Genomic DNA, 17864 nt, shown 5'->3' on the forward strand with positions numbered 1-17864 from the left:
GGGGGCTCCCGCCACGGGCGGTGGGATCAGCGGGCGAACTGGTAGGAGAACGCCCCCAGATCCGGGTCGTTGAGTGGTGTTCCGCTCCACAGCCAGTCGTACGACACGTCCGACTCGCCGTCGAAGTTCTTGAGCTTCTCGTCCCTGGCGCGCTGCTCCGGGCCGTCGGCCAGGTGGTAGAAGGTCTTGTTCGCGAGCGACGCGTCCTGGACCATCCCGGCGTGCTTGGCGCGCCGGTCGACGTAGCGGCGCAGCGCCCCTTCTATACCGGAGGCGGTGACAGCACCCAGTTCCTCGGCGAGTACGGCCGCGTCCTCCATGGCCTGCGAGGCACCCTGCGCCTGATAAGGGAGCATCGCGTGGCAGGCGTCGCCCAGGAGGGCGACGCGGCCGTCGAGCCATACGGGGTCGCGGCGCCGGTAGTAGAGGGCGAAGGCCAGGACGTCCTCCTTGGCTTTGGACAGCATCGCCGGGACACGGTCGTCCCAGCCGGGGAACGCGTCGACGAGGTCCTGCGCGGTGGCGGGAACCGTCCAGTTCTCGCGGACCGCGTCCGTGCAGGGGACGCACGCCACGACGTTCAGGTAGTCGCCGCCCCGGATCATGTAGTGGACGAGGTGCCGATCGGGCCCGTACCAGATGGTGCTCTGGTAGCGGTCCACGAGCCAGCGGGTGGCCGGGTCGGCTGCGATGAGGTCACCGGGGATCAGCGCCCGGTAGGCCATCTCGCCGGAGAACAGCAGCGTGTCGGGGGCGCCCATGAGGTCGCGCACCCGGGATCGGACGCCGTCGGCGCCGATGATCACATCGGCGCCGTGGCGCCGTCCGTCCTCGGTGACCGCCACCGGCCGCACGGGATCGGTGCGGTCCATTTCGACGACCTTGCTGGAAGTGTGGACCGCCACGACGGGCCCGGGGCCCGCGGGGTCCGCACAGGCGTCCAGCAGCATGCGGTGCAGATCGGCCCGGTGGTAGTGCCAGTACGGGGCGTTGAACTCGTCCTTGCAGCGCTGCCCGAGCGAGGTCAGGCCGACGATCCGGCCGTCCGTCCACCGGCGCCGCACCTGGTCGAGCGGCTCTGTGCGGATGGCCTCCATCTGCCGGCGCAGCCCGAGACCCATCAGGACGCGGCTGGCGTTGGGCGCGGTCTGGATGCCCGCGCCGACCTCGCCGAGTTCTGCGGCCTGTTCCAGGACGGTGACCCGCAGGCCGCGCTGGCGCAGTGCCAGGGCGGCGGTCAGACCACCGAGTCCTCCCCCGACGACGGTGACTTCGAACGACTGACTGGACGCCACTCTTCCTCCAATGTGCGGGCGCGTCATGGTGTTGTGTGCGGCGCGGCGATACAGCGGCTCGCCCCGGAGGCGCTCAGCGGTCGGTGAGCGTCCCGGCGGTGACGACCTCGGTGCCGTCCACCGAGACGGTGCAGCCCCGCATGGCGATGTCGAGGTGGGCGTACGACTCGCGACCCAGGACCGGGTGGGGACCGGTCGACCACAGGAAGTTCCCCGCGAACGCGCGGGCGTCCATGCCCATCAGGTCGTCCTTGCCGTACATCGCCGTGGCGAACCAGTCGGCCGTACGCATCAGCCCCCAGCCCATGTGGGACAGGCTGCGTGCCCAACGGTCCTGTGCGTCGTCGAAGAACGTCGACAGCATCCTGGCGTCGGCCCCGCCGGAGACCTTCTCGATGTGGCCGTCGGATACCTGAAGCGTGACGGGGCTGCTGACGTACTCCTTGAAGGGCAGCAGGATGTCGCCCTCATCCAGCACGATCTGTCCGTTGGAGATTTCCGGCCAGCACAGCACCATGGTGCTCGGCCAGTGGTCCCAGCGGCCCGGATCGTCGGCGAAGCCGCACTGGAATTCCGGCTTGGAGCCCGCGAGCTTCACGGTCAGGTCGGTGCCCGCGGCCGAGGTGACCCGCATGACGGACGACCTCTCCAGCAGGTCGACGCCCTCCTGCACCTCCGCCTTGTCGGTTTCCTTGGGCAGATTGCGAATGAGCACGTCGGGCGCGTCGCAGATGAAGATGATGCGGGTGCCGGCCCGCCGGATCTCCTGCTGTACCGGCGCGTGGATGAAGCCCTCGCGGGTCAGGTCGACGACCAGGTCCGCGGATTTCAGCAGGTCCTGGGCGGTGCTGTCGTTGAGGACGGAGAGCAGCCCGGGTCCCGCGCCGGTGTGTGTGCTCGGCATCGGCGCGGGGCTGCCCCCGGGAACGGTTGCCGCGATGACGTGCGCACCACACGCCTTGGCCGCGCCGAAGGCCGCCGCCACGTAGTCGCCCCGGCTGCCGGGCTCCGACAGCACGACCACGTGCTCGCCCTCGCGGACCTTGCACAGTCGCAACTCGCGGGTGAAGGCGTCGAGCAGATCGGCGGAAGAGAGATCGAACACGTTTTCCTCCCAGGTCGCTTGCGAGTACCGACCGCGGCCTTGTGGTGACGGCGGGCATGCCGCGGCCAGGCTCTGAAGGCGGCGGTCGAGGGGAATGGCGAAGAGCGGGCAGGGCGCAGGGCCCTCGCCGCCCATGGCGAACAGTGGACTCGGACCGGTTGTGTTGTCCGGCCGACGGAGATAATCCGAACACGTACTATCTCCGCTTGGCAAGGGGTGGTCCCGGAGTTAACACGGGTCTTTGCCGGCGACGCCGGGGAGGGCCGCAACCGTCACGGCCCTGACCTGCGATGGAACGTTCGCATCCGATACCACGCCGCCTCGGTCCGCGCGTTACATGGATTTACCGGCAGGTGTCGAACCAGAAATGCTTCACCGCGAAGGTGGCCACGGCCTCCGGTCGGCGCCGCTGCGGCGGCATCACGCTGTCATGCCGCCGCGCTCGGCCTGATCCCGTGCCGGCGACGGCTCCGCAGGGATGAGAGCTCTTCCGGACCGCAGTGGGGCCGTAACGCTTCAGGACAGCCGGAACGTCCACCATCGCGGTGCGGCGCGGCACGACGCAGCGCGCGACAGTGAACGCGGTCGCCGCGGCGCTACGCGATCGTCTCGAGATCCCAGCACTGCCCGCACCCAACCAGCACCCAACCAGCACCCGGGCCAACACAGCCGGCACGGGTGTGGAATCTCTCGTTGGCGCGCCGGATGTCGAGCGGGAGGGCCAGGGCGCCGCCTTGCCGTCCTTGCTGTTCATGCGGCCGGGGGCGCCAACCCGGGCATGTAGTTGAATGTTATACGACACTGCGGACAGGGTCACCCCCGTCGCCCCACGGGGGTCGACCGGCTTCCATATGGTTTACGGTTCAACTAGTGTCCGGTCAGCGGGCACGGACCCCAAGGATGAAATCTGCCATGGGCATCTTCAGCCGCAATCGAACGAACGACACCGACGGAACGGAGACCGCAACCGTGAGCACCCCGATCAAGGTAGCCGTCGTCTACTACTCCTCCACCGGCACGATCGCCGAGGTCAGCAAGCACATTGCTCAGTCCGCGGAGAAGGCCGGCGCCGAGGTCCGCCTGCTCAAGGCAACCGAGCTGGCCCCGCAGGGGGCGATCGACTCCAACGCCGCCTGGGCAGCCAATGCCGCCGCCACCGCCGACATCCCTGACGCCACCCCGGCCGACATCGAGTGGGCCGACGCCGTGATCTTCGGCACCCCCACCCGCTTCGGCAATGTCTCCGCGCAGCTCAAGCAGTTCATCGACACGCTCGGCGGCCTGTGGGCCCAGGGCAAGCTCGCCGACAAGGTCTACAGCGGCTTCACCTCCTCCTCCACCACCCATGGCGGACAGGAGTCCACGCTGCTCGCCCTGTACAACTCCTTCCATCACTTCGGCGGCATCGTCGTCGCCCCCGGCTACACCGACCCCGCCAAGTTCGCCGACGGCAACCCCTACGGCACCTCCCACGTCGACGCCCAGGGCGGCAACCCCGTCAACCAGGCCACCCGCGACGCCGCCCGCGTCCAGGCCGAGCGCATCGTGCGCATCACCACCGCCCTCAAGGCCGGCCTCGCTGCCGCCTGAGCCTGCCACTCGGCAGAACACCAGCCCGGGCCGACCGGCCGTACGACGTCGTACGGCCGGTCGGCCCGGGCGTCAGCGCGCGTCCGGCCACCACGGCACTCCGGCCCCCGCCGCGCCGTGGTGGCCGGAGCGCCTTCGTATGCGCGTCCGGGGCAGCTCAGCTCTGGACAGCCGACGGGTCCATCCACACCACTTCCCAGGTGTGACCATCGGGGTCCTGGAAGGACCGGCCGTACATGAAGCCGTGGTCCTGGGGTTCTCCTGCGGGCGCGCCGCCCGCGGCCAGTGCCTTGTCCACCAGCTCGTCGACCTTCGCGCGGCTCTCCGCGCTCAGGCACAGAAGTACCTCGGAGGTCTTGGTGGAGTCCGCGATCTCCTTGTTGGTGAAGTCCTGGTAGCGCTGTCTGGTGAGCAGCATGGCGACGATCGTCTCGCTGATGACCACACATGCGCAGTCGTCCGTCGTGAACTGCGGGTTGATCGAGTAGCCGAGCTCGGTGAAGAACTTCTTCGACGTCTCCAGGTCGTTCGTCGCGAGGTTTACGAAGATCATCTGCTGGTACACGGGCCGTCTCCTTCGTCTGTGGCCTTTCACAGGGATGGACCGCGCTGTCCCACGAAACTCATCGCTCGCCGAAAGGAATCTCCCAGAGGTTCTCAGGCACCGTCCTTGCCGGAAATCTCATCCGCCCTGATGGGGGCCGGTGCGGAATGAACTCGGTCATGGAGCGGTGGGTGCAGATCTGCCGACGTGAACTGCTGGACCGGCACTTGATCTGGAACCCGCGGCACCCGCTCTACGCGCTACGGGAGTTCGAGCATTTCCACCACTCTCATCGCGCCCACCAGGGCACCGCGAACGCCCGGCCGCCGCACCCGTTACCCACGCCGATCACCGATCCGGAGCAGCTAGCCGGCCTCGACAGACGAAGACGCGAGCGCCTCGGCGGCATCCTCAACGAATATCGGCGTGCAGCGCGACCCGCACGGATGAGCTTTCCGGCAAGCGCACTGGCCAGCGTGGTCTTCGTCGTGTGCCGCTCGACCGCACCCGCTGCCCTCACGTCCACGTCGGCTGAGCGCCTACGGGGCTCCCGAACCCGGCCAGTGGCCGACGGCTCGCATCGAGCCGGGCGGGAATCGAGCACTGGTCCATACCTGTCTCCGGAGCAGTGAACCGGCCTGGCGAGACCCTGTCAATATCCCCAAGAGGAGGCTCTTCCCGGGTAGTTCGCGGTGGCCGTGACGGGTTGACACCCTGTTTTCGGGCGCCCATCATCGGTGGGACTTCGACGAGGCTCCTCGTGTATCCAACTGTCCCATCAGCCAGTGGGGCTCGTGGGCCGCATTGTTGAATCGATTCATACATCGCGTTTCCGTATTCCGCACCTGATCCGGGAGGTTTCCATGCGTCATCGTTTCCCGTTGAGCAGATCGCCAGGTCGGCGCCACTTACTCGGCCGCGCCCTGGTCGCGGCCGCCGTACTGGCCGCAGGTCCCACCCCGTCCGCGGACGCCGCTCCTCCCGCATCCGCGGCGGCCTCGACGGCCGCGACGGGCCTTCGCAAGACCGCACTGGACGACCTGAACTACTCGCCGACCTCCCGCACCCTCAAGCCGACCGCCGTGTACTCCACGTCCGGCAGCGTCGCGAACCCGCAGAACGTCCTCAGCGGGCAGCCGACACGGATCTCCGGCTCACGGTCGGCCATCACCCTCGATTTCGGCAAGGAGGTCGGCGGCCTGGCAACGTTGTCATTCGGTGACACCAGCGGCAGCGGCCAACGGGTCGGCCTGGCCTTCAGCGAGTCGTCCCTGTACGCGGGCACCAACAGCGACCGGAGCAGCGGCCGCGACGGCGAGGACGGAGCGCTCTACGCCACGGCCTCAGCCAACGGCACCTACACGACGCCCGCCGCGCGACTGCGGGGTGGCTTCCGCTACCTCACCGTCTTCCTCGACACCTCTGGCTGGGTGGACCTCAAGGGCGTCAGCCTCGAATTCACCGCGGCTCCGGGGAAGGCGAACCCGGCCGACTACGCCAACTACTTCCACTCCAGTGACGACCTGCTCAACCGCATCTGGTACGCCGGGGCGTACACCGTGCAGCTCAACACGATCGCCCCCGACCAGGGCCGCGCCTGGCCCCCACCGGCCACGGAGTGGGACAACAGCGCCACCGTCGGCGTGGGCGACTCCGTCCTGGTCGACGGGGCGAAACGCGACCGTACGGTGTGGCCCGGTGACCTGGGCATCGCCGTACCCACGCAGTACGCCTACTCAGGCGACCTCACCTCGACGCGCAACGCGCTCACCACGATGTACAACGCGCAGTCCGCCGAGGGTGAAATCCCCTGGTCAGGACCGCCGTTCAACCTCAAAGGCTCGGACACCTACCACACCTGGACGCTGTTGGGCACGGCGACGTACTACACGTACTCGGCCGACCGGGCGTGGCTGGACTCCCAATGGGCCAACTACAAGCGCGGGATCGCCTTCATCACCAACAAGATCGACGGCAACAACCTCCTCAATGTGACCCGCACCCAGGACTGGGCCCGCGCCGGCCAGGGTGGCGAGAACATCTCGGCCAACGCGCTGCTGTACGCCGCGCTCAAGGGGGGCGTCACCCTGGCCTCGGTCAAGGGCGACAGCGAGCTCGCAGCGAGCTGGGCCGGCAAGGCGGCCGCCATCAAGACCGCGGCCAACTCCCGCCTGTGGGACGCCTCGAAGGGCATGTACAAGGACAACCCCACCAGCGGCCTGTACCCGCAGGACGGCAATTCGCTCGCCGTCTGGTACGGGCTCACCGACTCCACGGCGAAGTCCCGGAGCGTCATCACCCAGCTCGGAACCCGCTGGGGCACCTACGGCCCCACCACCCCCGAGTGGGGTGGCAACGTGTCCCCCTTCGTGGGCGGGATGGAGCTGAACGCCCGCTTCGCCGCCAACGACGACTACACCGCCCTGGCGCAGATCCACCGTACCTGGGGCCACATGCTGAACAGCGACATCGGCACCAAGAGCACCTTCTGGGAGGGCATCAAGGCCGACGGCGGCCTCGCCTACGGCGGTTCGTTCATGAGCCTGGCCCACGGCTGGTCCACCGCGCCCACCTCCACCCTCACCTTCGACGTGCTCGGCACCGCACCGGAGTCGGCGACCGGCGCGTACCGCTTCGTCCCGCACCCCGGCGACCTGACCAGCGCCGAGGGCCGCATCACCATGCCCCAGGGCGCCATCAACGCATCCTGGTCCCGCGTCCCCGCCGCCGGCACCTATGCGGCGCACCTCACCAGCCCGTCCGGCACCACCGGCCGCATCGGCGTCCCGAAGCTGGGCGGCGGAAACATCTCGGTGTCCGTGAACGGCACCGTCGTCTGGAACAACGGAACCTTCACGCCCATCCCAGGGATCACCGGCGCGAGCCAGGACGACGCCTACGTCTACCTCACCGGCGTCGCCCCGGGCAGCTACAGCGTGAGCGCCACCGGACTGGGCAACCCGTCGGCACCCACCGAACCCGGTACCGGCGCTCTGCGTGCGGGCTTCACCCGGTGCGCAGGCGAAGGCGGTACGTGCACCTTCAGCGGCACCCGCGCGGTGGCCTACGGGGCCGGGACGTACACGTACAAGACGGCGACCGACAGCACCGCCTGCACCAGCGCCTCATTCGGTGGCGACCCGGCATCGAATCTCGTCAAGTCCTGCTATGTCGCCGACGCGGGCGGCCCGCCCGGATACACCGTCTGCGCCGCCGAGGACGGCACCTGCTCCGTTCCCGGCTACAACCGCGACGTCGCCTACGGCGGCAACGGCAACTTCGCCCATCAGGTCACCAACGGCTCCGTCGCCTGCACCAACGCACACTTCGGCGATCCCATCGACGGAGTCGCCAAGTCCTGCTACCTGCCACCCGATGGAGGTCCGCCCGGCGGCTGGACCAAGTGCGCCTCCCAGAACGGCATCTGCCCGGCCACCGCGGGACAGCCGGTGATGTACGGCGCCTTCGGCGCGTTCACCACGAGCACGGCCACCGGCGACACCCCGTGCACCGACGCCACGTTCGGCGACCCGATACCCGGCGAGTCCAAGGCCTGCTACACCGCCACCGGCGGCCCTCCCGGCTACGCCACCGCCTGCTCCGCCGAAGGTAGCACGTGCGCCTTCGGCGGACAGCGGACCGTCGCCTACGGCGCACGGGGCCGCTTCGTCTACAAGTCGTTCACCAGCGGCACCAGTTGTACGACGGCGGCAATCGGCACCGATCCCCTGCCCGGCGTGAGCAAGACCTGCTACCTCACACCCTGATGAGCCCAAGGACTGGATCGGGTGGCTCCGGCGCTGAGACGTACGGCAGGTGATCTGACTGCTGAGCCGTGCTGCCCGAACCGGAGGGCCCGCTGGCCGACTCGGGCAGGGGCGCGCGGCTACGGCCGCACGGCGTACACGTACCGGCTGAAGGGTGCCCTGGGATCGGTACGCTCATCGTTCGCGTACTCACCGAGCGTCCAGAGCGCGCCGGAGCCGGAGCCGTCGTAGCTGAGGTCCTCGACGCCGATGTTCAAGCGGGACCTGTGCCTGGGACCCGCCGCCCAGTTCTCCCTCCACCTGCGCAGCTCGCCAGCCTTCCTGGAGGTGTGGCTGGTGGTCAGGTAGTACGTGGAGCCGACCTTGACCGCGCCCTGCGTGTTCGCGCCCTTCGGCACCGCGTGCGCCCACTCGGCCCGGGGCCGCAGAGCGCCTCCCGTGAAGGGCCAGCGGACCAGCCGGGGGCTGCCGCTCGTGCCGTACTCACTGACGAGAAGCCCGGGACCGCTTGCTGTCCGGTCCACGGAGACCTGGGAAATGACGAGCTTGCGCGCGCGGCCGCTCCAGTCGTAGGCATGGGTCTGCGGCAGGACGTACTCGTACCCGTGCGCATGGAACGTCCTGCCGTCCGGCTGACGACCGATCCCCTCTCCCTTGGTGACCTTGAAGAACCGCCGCAGGTCGAAAACCCTGATCCCCGGGAAGTACGGTCTGCTCGCCCGGTACATGCTGTCGGCGATGTACAGGTGATGGCCGTACCAGGCGATGCCCCCCGCATGCAGGTCCAGCGCACCGATGTCGTCTCGCAGCTCGCCCTGATCGTCCGGCTCCGAGTACGGCTCCACCAGAAGGACATGGCGGTACGTGATCTCCCCGGATGTACTCCAGTTGACGACGGAGAGCCGAGCACCTTGGTCGCCCTTGTGGTCGTACCAGGAGACGAGCAGCGTCTTCGCGGGGCTCGTTCCGTCCGCGTCGTAATCCTGTGTGATGCCCTGAGGCCGCCACTTCTTGCCAGTGAAGTCGGCGGATTCCCATCTGAAGGCATGCCCAGGAACGCGCCGCTCCGGTTCCGCGTCGAAGCGGTAGGGCCTGCCCGGGCTGCCTGACGGTCTCGGCCACCGGGCGATGCGTTCGGCCTTGCTGTCGGTGCTCCCCGCAATCAGGGAGAGCGACACGGGCTCCCCGAGGTAGGGCCTGAGACGCGCTATGACGCCGTCGTACGGGTAGCGCGGTGCGAACGATGGCGCATTGCGTCGGCTGAGAGTGAAGCGAGCCGTCGGAAGCTCCACCGCCTCGGCGGTGGAGGGCGCCGGCAACCCCCCAGCCGCGGCGGCCAACGGGACCGATGCCATGCCCTTCATCAACGTTCTCCGTGTGGTGTCCATGGCAACGGACCATAAGTGCGGACATCGCGGTTCAGCACCCCTCCTCCCGTCCCGGACAGACCACCCCTCCCCCACCAGTCGCAATCCGAGTGTCCCGGACAACACCGTGCTGTTCCCTGACGGTTGACGCCCTGCGGATGACCTGCCGTACGGGCCGGCCACCGCTGGGTCCAGGTAACCGGCTCGTTGAGCGAGTCAGTCCCTGCGCAACAAGGACACAGAAGATCAGGCGGAGCCGCTGCGACGAGCCGAACCGAGCGGACCGCCGCAGGTCACGCCTTTGCCCGCACGCTCCGTCCGCCTGCCACCGGGTAGTGAAGGGCCTGCAGTTCGCAGAAGGCGTCGATCCCCTCTGGTCCGCACTCCCGCCCGATGCCGGACTCCTTGAAGCCGCCGAAGGGCGCTACGGGGTTGAACGGGGCACCGTTGATCTCGAGTTGGCCTGCCCGCACCCGCCGGGCGACCGCGGTCGCCCGCTCGTCGCTGCTCGACCACACCGAGCCGTGCAGCCCGTAGCGCGTGGAGTTCGCCAGGCGCACCGCGTCGTCGTCGCCGTCATGGGTCGTGATCGAGATGACCGGCCCGAAGATCTCCTCCTGAGCCAGGTCCATGTCCATGGTCACGTCGCTGAACACCGTCGGTGCGAAGTACAGGCCGTCCATGTCCCGCGGAGGAACCACCGCGCGAGCGCCTTGAGCCACTCCGCGCGCACAGGCGCGAGCGACCCGCGCCTTGGCCCCCGCGCTGATCAGCGGCCCCAGGTCGGTGTCGGGCGCGGCGGGATCGCCAACGACGTACGTGGCCGTGACCGTCCGGGCGAGTTCCTCCGCTTCGCGGACCAGCCGCCGCGGCACGATCAGCCGGCTCCACTGGAGACACGCCTGGCCGCTGTTGAACAGTGCTTGACCGACGGACGCCGCGACCGCCTGGGCCAAGTCCGCGTCGTCGAGAACCAAGGAAGCACTCTTGCCTCCGAGTTCCAGATGCACGCGGGTGAGATTCGCCGCGGCCGCGACAGCCACCGAACGGCCCGCGCGCACCGAGCCGGTGAACGAGACCAGGTCGGTGAGGGGCGACGAGGCCAGTGCCGATCCCACCTTCGGCCCGTCGCCGAACACGATGTTGAGTACACCGGGCGGCAGTTCGCTCCACTCGGCCAGGCGCGCGAGGTGCGCCGCGTGCAGGGGTGTCAGCTCGCTGGGCTTGAGTACGACCGTGCACCCGGCGAGCAGGGCCGGCACGACCTTTTGCAGGGTGAGGATCAGCGGCACGTTCCAAGGGATGATCGCGGCGACCACTCCGGCCGGCGCACGCCGGATGACGGAATTCCCGCGACGCTCGTCGTCCAGCCGGGATACCGAGTCGACGCATGCTCGCGCGATGTCGATCGCGAGTCCCACCTGAACGTTGCGGCTCAACGCGATGGGCGTGCCGACCTCACGGGAGATCAGCGCGCTGAGGAATTCGGCGTCGGCCTCGATCAGCCGGAGCCATTTCCGCACCGATTCGAGGCGGTCGTCACGTGGTGTCCCGCTCCAGCCGGGCAGCGCGGCGGCGGCGCTCGCGAGAGCGGTCTCCGCGTCGGCCGCTGTGCCACGAGGAACGCTCCCGTGATGGACGATATGAGCGGCATGGGCCGTCCCCTCCTTGACGTTTCGCAGACGTTCGGCATCGCCCCGCACGACCGGAATGGCCGCCGACTCGCAAGGCCCTCAGGCGGTCGGGTAGTCGATGTTGACGACCTGTGGCGCCCGGCGTGTGCGCGAGGTCGGGGCAGACGGTTCAGGTGCCGCCCGACGAGTCGCTCTCCGTGAGATGCGGATCGGAGCCGACCGGCGCGAGCATCAAACGGGCGGACAGCGGTTTGCGCCACCGCGCCGACAGCGCCGCCATGTCCGTGATCATGGCGACGACCTCATGCTCCTGAGTCGAGCCCGGCAGCGGGATCGTGTCCAGGCCCGCACCGCAGACGGAGGAGTACGCGATCACCGAGTCGGCGTCGATACGGCCCTCCTGCCAGGAGCGTGCGAGCACCCTGTCCTCCAGCACCGGGCGCATCAGACCCGCGTATCCGACCGTGGGACGGCCCACCGACCGGATGCCCGTGGTCACCGCGGCGCATGTGGCGACCGTGCCGGGAGAACCGAACCTGATGCCTCCGACGGTCTCCAGGAACTCCGCGATACCGGCATCCGGCGCGCAGGCCGGGGACGGGTCGACTCCGTGGAACAGCAGGCCATGCCGCTCGCACGACGGCACCAGCACGTCCTGGAGCGGACCGAGTTGGTCCTGCAGGCACCCTTGGGTCAGCCGGGCCGCCCCCGCGATGTCACCGGGCTTGGCCGCGCGAGCGCGTGCGAGAAGTGCGCCGGCCGACTTGAGGGCCACGCTCACCCCCGCGGCGCCGCCGTCGCTGAAGGAGCCCGGGAACAGCGGAGCGTTGGCGCCCAGGTTGGCGATCGCCGCGAACCGGAAGTTGGCGTCCCTGTCGCGGCTCGCCAGTTCACGGATCACGGCCCCGCTGAAGGCGGCGGCGTGGTCCACCTCGGCGCCGTCCGCGACCACGACGGACGTGAACAACGAGGGGTGTTCGGCCAGCACCTCCGCGACGTCGGAAGGTTGGAGCTCCGCGAGCGCGGCGGGCCGTAACGCGGTCAACGAGGCACTGCCCACCCCCGCACGCCGGCATGCCGCGGCGAGATCCGCAGCCCTCGTGTGGAGTTGATCCCGGCTCACCGGCTCGTCGAGTGCGGGGCCGGACAGGCGGACCGTCTGCACGTCGAACCCGGCCCGCGTGATCTCGTCACCGATCCGCAGGGCCCGCTCGCTGTATTCGCTGATGGCGGCGATGTCGGCTCGTCCCCCTTGGAGGACGCCGTGCGCCCGTGCCCCAGCCCGGCACTCCGCCATCAGGTCCGCCTCGGTCACCTGCGGCTGTCCAACGAGACGGTCATCCCCGCTGTGCGGAGGGCGCCGAGCTGGAGTGGAGCTCAGGGCCCACATCGGCCATGCGGAAATGACCGACCGCAACCGCGCGAGGCATCGGCGCGGCACTGGCACGCGAGGACGCTCGGCGCGGCGCCTGGCGCCGTCCCGGCAGCCCGGCGGTGCGCCAGCCGTCCGCGCCGCGGCGGCTGGGCAAGCAGCGCGTCGAGGCCCTTCAGGCCCTACGCGGCCTGACCGTGCCCGGTTGCGGCTGGCGCCGGCACCCCGTCGTGCAGATGTGGACCGGATACGAAGAGGCCTTCGCGCCGCTGCTCCTTGGGCCCTTCTCTCCTTGCGCGCGCTTCGGGCAGATCGGGTTCCAGCAGATGCCCACTTTCTCAGAAAATGGGATGTTCCTCCGCGGGCGTGCGCCTACCGGCCGGGCGACCGGACCGGCGGGCGCGCCTGCCCCTGCTCCGCGGGCTACTGGACGTTCTACGACCGGCACCGGGACCGGTTCGCGGGCAACCACCCCACCTCCCCGGGCGGTGCGGCAGCTCGACCGGCTCACCGACCTCGCTGAGGTCCGCCGGCAGGAGCGCACACGCGGTGACACACCGCCATGAGACCCATGTCGATGGGCCGGTGGAGTGAAAAGTTCCCCAACCGGTCCCACGCCGGGCACAGATCAACGCATCCGCGCACGGACCGATGGCGGAAGCACTGGTGTGCAGGTGACCGAGAGTGAAAGAGGTTGCGGATGCTTGGAGTGCAGCCGACGGTGGCAGACCCGGCCGGACTCGTCGAGGAACCGCGCACGGCCCGCGACGCCGCCAGGGCCGTCGAGACGGTACTGGAGCATCACCTCGGTACGGCACTGGGCCGGGCCCGGGATGTGGACCCGTTGTTCGCCCGCGACGTGGCAGCCCATGTAGGCGCGTTCGTCCAGCGCGGCGGGAAGCGGCTGCGCACGGCGTTCGCGTGGTGCGGCTGGCGGGCGGCGTACGGCTCGGGCGATGCCACGGCGGTCCCGCACACGGGAGCCGCCCTCGAACTCCTCCAGGCATGCGCGCCCTCATACATGACGACCCGATGGACGGATCGCCGCTGCGTCGGGGTGCGCCGGCTGTGCACGCCTGCTTCGCCCGCATGCACCGGGCGGCACGGATGACCGGCCCACCCGCCGCCGACGAGTACACGTTGCACGCGCTGCGCTCCGCCGGCGGGTGCGCGGGGCCGTCCTTCCAGCTCCGCGACGACCCCTGCGGCGCCTTCGGCGACCCGGCGCTCACGGGCAAACCGGCCGACAACGCCCTGCGGACGCGCAAGCTCACCTACCTGCTCGCCGTCGCCGTCAGGCTCGCCGACGCCGCCAGGGACGAGGAGGCCGCCGCTGTGCTCGCCCCGGGCGCGGCCCACCGGTCGGAGGACACCGTGGAGCGGATGCGGGCGGCGCTGGAGCGGACCGGAGCCCGGACCGTCGTGGAGTCGAAGATCGCGGAACTGGCAGCCACGAGTCTGCGGCACTTCGCGACGATCGGCGCCGGTCCGGGTCTGCGGCGGGAGTTCGCCGCACTGGTCGAACGAGCGTCGGGTGTCGCCCCGGGGCCCACCGGGGAGGGCGCGTGAGGACGGTGACGGGGCCGACGGACCATGTCGTCGTGGTGGGCGCCGGACTGTCCGGCCTCGCCTGCGCCCTCCACCTGCTCGGCGCCGGCCGCCGGGTCACGGTCGTCGAACGGGACGCCGGTCCGGGCGGCCGGGCCGGCCGCGTACAGGTCGGCGGATACCAGGTGGATACCGGCCCCACGGTGCTGACCATGCCGCACCTGGCCGACGAGGCGTTCACGGCCGTCGGCGACAGCCTCGGCCGCCACGTCGAGCTGGTGGCCCTGCACCCGGCTTACCGGGCATGCTTCGCGGACGGGACCTCGCTCGACGTCCACACCGACAGCGAGGCGATGGAGGCGGAGGTCCGTCGATTCGCCGGACCGTCGGAGGCCGCGGGCTACCGCAGGCTGCGGCACTGGCTGGAGCGGCTGTACCGGGCGCAGATGCGACGTTTCATCGACACGAACTTCGACTCCCCCTTCCAGCTCCTGCACCCGGATTTGGCGTGCCTGGCGGCGCTCGGCGGGTTCGGGCGTCTGGACCACCAGATCGGCCGCTTCCTCTCCGACACCCGCCTGCGCCGAGTCTTCTCCTTCCAGGCCCTGTACGCCGGAGTAGCCCCCGCCCGGGCCCTCGCGGCCTACGCCGTGATCGCCTATATGGACACCGTGGCCGGCGTCTGGTTTCCCAAGGGCGGGATGCACGCGCTGCCCCGCGCCATGGCCGACGCGGCGGCCGGCGCCGGTGCCGACCTCCGGTGGTCGACGGAGGTGAGCGGGCTGGAGCGCTCGGTCGACCGGGTACGTGCCGTACGCCTGACGTCGGGTGAGCGGATTCGGTGCGACGCGGTGGTGCTCACCTGTGAGCTGTCCGCCGCGCACCGGCTCCTTGGTCGAGCACCTCGCCGCCCGGTGCGGCTGCGTCACTCACCGTCCGCTGTGATTCTGCACGCCGGGACCGACCGCACGTGGCCCGGTCTCGCCCATCACACGCTCTCCTTCGGCGCGGCATGGGAGCGCACGTTCGATGAACTGACCCGCTCGGGAGCGCTGATGAGCGACCCTTCCCTGCTGATCACCCGGCCGACTACACACGACCCCACCCTGGCGCCGCCGGGCGGCCACCTCCACTACGTCCTGGCCCCCTGCCCGAACACCATCGTCGGCCCCTCCGCGCCCGCCTGGCGGCACCTGGGCCCGCGCTACCGCGACAGGCTGGTCGCCGAGCTGGAGCGCCGAGGCCTCGACGGATTCGCGGACAGTGTCCAGGAGGAGCTCCTGGTGACTCCCCTGGACTGGACGGCACAAGGCCACGCGGCGGGCAGCCCGTTCTCGGTCTCCCACACGTTCGCCCAGACCGGCCCGTTCCGGCCGCGCAACCTGGTACGCGGGCTGGACAACGTCGTGCTGGCCGGCTGCGGGACCACCCCCGGCGTCGGCGTACCGACGGTGCTCATCAGCGGCAAACTCGCCGCCGCCCGTGTCACCGGCTGCGTCGGGAGCCGCACACCACACACCCGGCTGACCACAACCGGCGCTCAGGTCCACCACACCCCGGCTTCGGCAGGTGCCGGTGACCCGTCGTGAACTGGACGCCGCCGGGATCACCGATCCCGTGCTGCGCGCCGACTACACCTGGTGCAGGCGGCTCAACGCCCGCCACGGCAGGACCTATTTCCTGGCCACCCGTCTACTGCCGCTGGAACGCCGCTCGGCCGTGCACGCGCTGTACGGCTTCGCCCGCTGGGCGGACGACATCGTGGACGACCTCGACCGGCGCCGGACACCCGACGAGCGCGACCGGCTGCTGCGGCGCGTGGAAAGCGACCTCGCGCGCGGGCTGCGCACCGGCGGCGGGGACGAGCCCGTGGTCCGGGCCGTGGCCGACACCGCCGACCGGTACGGCATCGACCACACGCTGTTCGCCGACTTCCTGGCCTCGATGCGCAGCGATCTGACCGTCACGGACTATCCGACCTACGCCGCCCTGCGCTCCTACATGCACGGCTCGGCGGCGGTGATCGGTCTGCAGATGCTGCCGGTGCTCGGCACGGTCGTCGCCCGCGAGGAGGCGGCACCGCACGCGGCGGCCCTTGGGGTGGCGTTCCAGCTCACCAACTTCCTGCGGGACGTGGGTGAGGACCTGGACCGGGGCCGCGTCTACCTGCCGGCGGACCTGCTCGCCGCCCACGACGTGGACCGGCCGCTGCTGGAATGGAGCCGCCGCACAGGGCACCGCGACCCGCGGATCCGCGCGGCTCTCGTCGCTGCCGAGGCCATGACCAGGGACGTGTACCGTGCGGCGGAACCCGGCATCGGCATGCTCGACCCACGGGTGCGCCCCTGTATCCGCACCGCGTTCACCCTGTACGGCGGCATTCTCGACGCGATCGCGCACCACGACTACATCGTGCTGCATCAGCGGGCCATGGTGTCACGCGGACGGCGTGCGGCCACCGCCGCGGCCGGAGCCGTACAGGTGATCGGCGCACGGTGGCGCGCCCGCCTCGCACGTCCGGCACCCGCGGAAGGCGGCGCGGCACTCCAGTGGAAGGGGCCCGGGTAGTGAGCGATCGAGCGGACAAGGCCCGCTGGACAGCGCCGTTGCGGCGGCGCCGCGGCCCGGCGGCTGTGCAGGAACCGACCTGGCGGGCAGCACGGCCGGCGCTGATTGCCGACGCGCTCAAGCGGGCCCTGGCACGTCCCTCGGGCAACTGGTTCGTCGTCGGTGGCTCCCGGGAGGTGCGCGCCGGTGGGCACCCGTGCGGCAGGACGGTGGGCGGCGTCGAGGTCGTGCTGTGGCGCTCGGATACGGGTGAGCTGCGCGCGGGTCCAGGCGCCTGCCCCCATCTCGGTGCTCCCCTGCGCGACAGCCGGGTGGTGTGCGGCACGCTGGTGTGCCACTGGCACGGACTGGCCCTGGACGGTACCGCCTTCGCAAGCTGGGAGCCGTACCCCGTCCACGACGACGGAGTGCTGGTATGGGTGCGGCTGGATGCGGTCGGCGGCGAGGAACCATCGCAGCGCCCTGTGGTGCCGGTGCGTCCCGCGATGGGCAGCGGGGTGGACGCGGTGTTCACCGCGGTGGGACGGTGCGAACCGCAGGACGTGGTCGCCAACCGTCTCGACCCGTGGCACGGCTCGTGGTTCCATCCGTACTCGTTCGTCGACCTGACGGTGGCGCGGGAGCCGCGGGGTGACGAGGATGACGCCTTCGTCGTCGATGTCTCCTTCCGCGTGGCGGGGCGTCTGGTGGTCCCGGTCCGGGCCGAGTTCACCGCGCCGGAGCCGCGTACGGTCGTCATGCGCATCACCGACGGCGAGGGAGCGACGTCCGTGGTCGAGACCCATGCCACGCCGCTTACCGGTGAGGCCGATGAACAGCCACGGACCGCCGTGGTCGAGGCGGTCGTCGCCACCTCGGACCGGCGCGGCTTCAAGCCGGCCCGGGTCGCCGCCCCAGTGCTGCGCCCGCTGATGCGTCGCATGGCCGGGCGCCTGTGGCGCGACGACCTGGCCTACGCCGAGCGACGCTGGACGCTGCGCAGCACCGGACGGTTCCCGGGGTGACCAGCGAGGGATGAGCCACCGGGCCCGGCGGTCTGCCGATCGGGCTCCGCGCCGGCCCGGCCGTCGGGCG

12 protein-coding genes and 3 pseudogenes are annotated in these 17864 nt (G+C 70.3%); 9 read left to right on the forward strand and 6 right to left on the reverse strand.

The genetic code is table 11. The features are described 5' to 3' along the window. Positions 1 to 26 precede the first annotated feature (26 nt). Positions 27 to 1295: an FAD-dependent monooxygenase gene (locus CGL27_RS01460; protein ID WP_119983887.1), complete on the reverse strand. Its 1269-nt coding sequence runs from the start codon at positions 1293 to 1295 to the stop codon at positions 27 to 29. 73 nt (positions 1296 to 1368) lie between these two features. Further along, a complete protein-coding gene (locus CGL27_RS01465; RefSeq protein ID WP_119983889.1) occupies positions 1369 to 2400 on the reverse strand; it encodes a hypothetical protein in 1032 nt (343 codons plus the stop codon). 969 nt (positions 2401 to 3369) lie between these two features. Between CGL27_RS01465 and wrbA the strand changes: the two genes are divergently transcribed. After that, entirely contained in the window at positions 3370 to 3990 is a 621-nt protein-coding gene (gene wrbA / locus CGL27_RS01475) for an NAD(P)H:quinone oxidoreductase (RefSeq protein WP_119994195.1), read from the forward strand. A gap of 157 nt (positions 3991 to 4147) precedes the next feature. On the opposite strand, the gene CGL27_RS01480 is transcribed toward wrbA, so the two are convergent. Continuing rightward, a complete protein-coding gene (locus CGL27_RS01480; RefSeq protein WP_078638105.1) occupies positions 4148 to 4555 on the reverse strand; it encodes a VOC family protein in 408 nt (135 codons plus the stop codon). 146 nt (positions 4556 to 4701) lie between these two features. Here CGL27_RS01480 and CGL27_RS51390 point away from each other — a divergent pair, with 146 nt between their 5' ends. Together CGL27_RS51390 and CGL27_RS53025 are read left to right on the forward strand one after the other, a co-directional pair. After that, on the forward strand, positions 4702 to 5166 hold the full coding sequence (locus CGL27_RS51390) for a hypothetical protein (protein WP_240450307.1): 465 nt from the start codon (positions 4702 to 4704) through the stop codon (positions 5164 to 5166). A 249-nt stretch (positions 5167 to 5415) separates the two neighbouring features. Continuing rightward, the gene (locus tag CGL27_RS53025; protein ID WP_276147801.1) at positions 5416 to 8301 is read left to right on the forward strand and encodes an alpha-L-rhamnosidase; all 2886 of its coding nucleotides are present in this window, start codon (positions 5416 to 5418) and stop codon (positions 8299 to 8301) included. Positions 8302 to 8420: 119 nt separating this feature from the next. Here CGL27_RS53025 and CGL27_RS01495 read toward each other — a convergent pair whose 3' ends face one another. From CGL27_RS01495 to CGL27_RS01505, 3 genes are all read right to left on the reverse strand, one after another. Next, the gene (locus CGL27_RS01495; RefSeq protein WP_162952838.1) at positions 8421 to 9479 is read right to left on the reverse strand and encodes a hypothetical protein; all 1059 of its coding nucleotides are present in this window, start codon (positions 9477 to 9479) and stop codon (positions 8421 to 8423) included. A 482-nt stretch (positions 9480 to 9961) separates the two neighbouring features. Further along, positions 9962 to 11371 (reverse strand): aldehyde dehydrogenase family protein, encoded by a 1410-nt coding sequence (locus tag CGL27_RS01500; protein WP_205587592.1) that lies wholly within the window; start codon positions 11369 to 11371, stop codon positions 9962 to 9964. 100 nt (positions 11372 to 11471) lie between these two features. After that, complete coding sequence (locus tag CGL27_RS01505; RefSeq protein WP_162952839.1) at positions 11472 to 12617, reverse strand: DUF711 family protein; 1146 nt, start codon at positions 12615 to 12617, stop codon at positions 11472 to 11474. A gap of 179 nt (positions 12618 to 12796) precedes the next feature. On the opposite strand from CGL27_RS01505, the pseudogene CGL27_RS51400 reads away from it, so the two are divergent. From CGL27_RS51400 to CGL27_RS01530, 6 genes and pseudogenes are all read left to right on the forward strand, one after another. Next, a pseudogene (locus CGL27_RS51400) lies at positions 12797 to 12934 on the forward strand (pyrimidine dimer DNA glycosylase/endonuclease V); the annotation flags it as partial. Positions 12935 to 13041: 107 nt separating this feature from the next. Next, positions 13042 to 13240: pseudogene (locus CGL27_RS53030) on the forward strand (cryptochrome/photolyase family protein); the annotation flags it as partial. 134 nt (positions 13241 to 13374) lie between these two features. Next, positions 13375 to 14243 (forward strand): annotated as a pseudogene (locus tag CGL27_RS01515) (polyprenyl synthetase family protein). Continuing rightward, positions 14240 to 15811: a phytoene desaturase family protein gene (gene crtI, locus CGL27_RS01520; RefSeq protein ID WP_119983895.1), complete on the forward strand. Its 1572-nt coding sequence runs from the start codon at positions 14240 to 14242 to the stop codon at positions 15809 to 15811. Before CGL27_RS01515 ends, crtI begins: the two are co-directional and overlap by 4 nt. Further along, the gene (locus CGL27_RS01525) at positions 15798 to 16790 is read left to right on the forward strand and encodes a phytoene/squalene synthase family protein (protein WP_119983897.1); all 993 of its coding nucleotides are present in this window, start codon (positions 15798 to 15800) and stop codon (positions 16788 to 16790) included. The genes crtI and CGL27_RS01525 overlap by 14 nt, the downstream gene beginning before the upstream one ends. Next, positions 16790 to 17794, forward strand: coding sequence for a DUF5914 domain-containing protein (locus tag CGL27_RS01530; protein ID WP_119983898.1), 1005 nt, complete (start codon positions 16790 to 16792; stop codon positions 17792 to 17794). Before CGL27_RS01525 ends, CGL27_RS01530 begins: the two co-directional genes overlap by 1 nt. The last annotated feature ends 70 nt before the right edge of the window (positions 17795 to 17864 follow it).

It is taken from the genome of Streptomyces sp. 11-1-2 (assembly GCF_003595545.1).
Taxonomy (GTDB): domain Bacteria; phylum Actinomycetota; class Actinomycetes; order Streptomycetales; family Streptomycetaceae; genus Streptomyces; species Streptomyces hygroscopicus_B.

Excerpts from the sequence above, each read along its gene's own strand:
- CGL27_RS51390 (WP_240450307.1), top strand. The coding sequence starts at position 4,702 with ATGAACTCGGTCATGGAGCGGTGGGTGCAGATCTGCCGACGTGAACTG.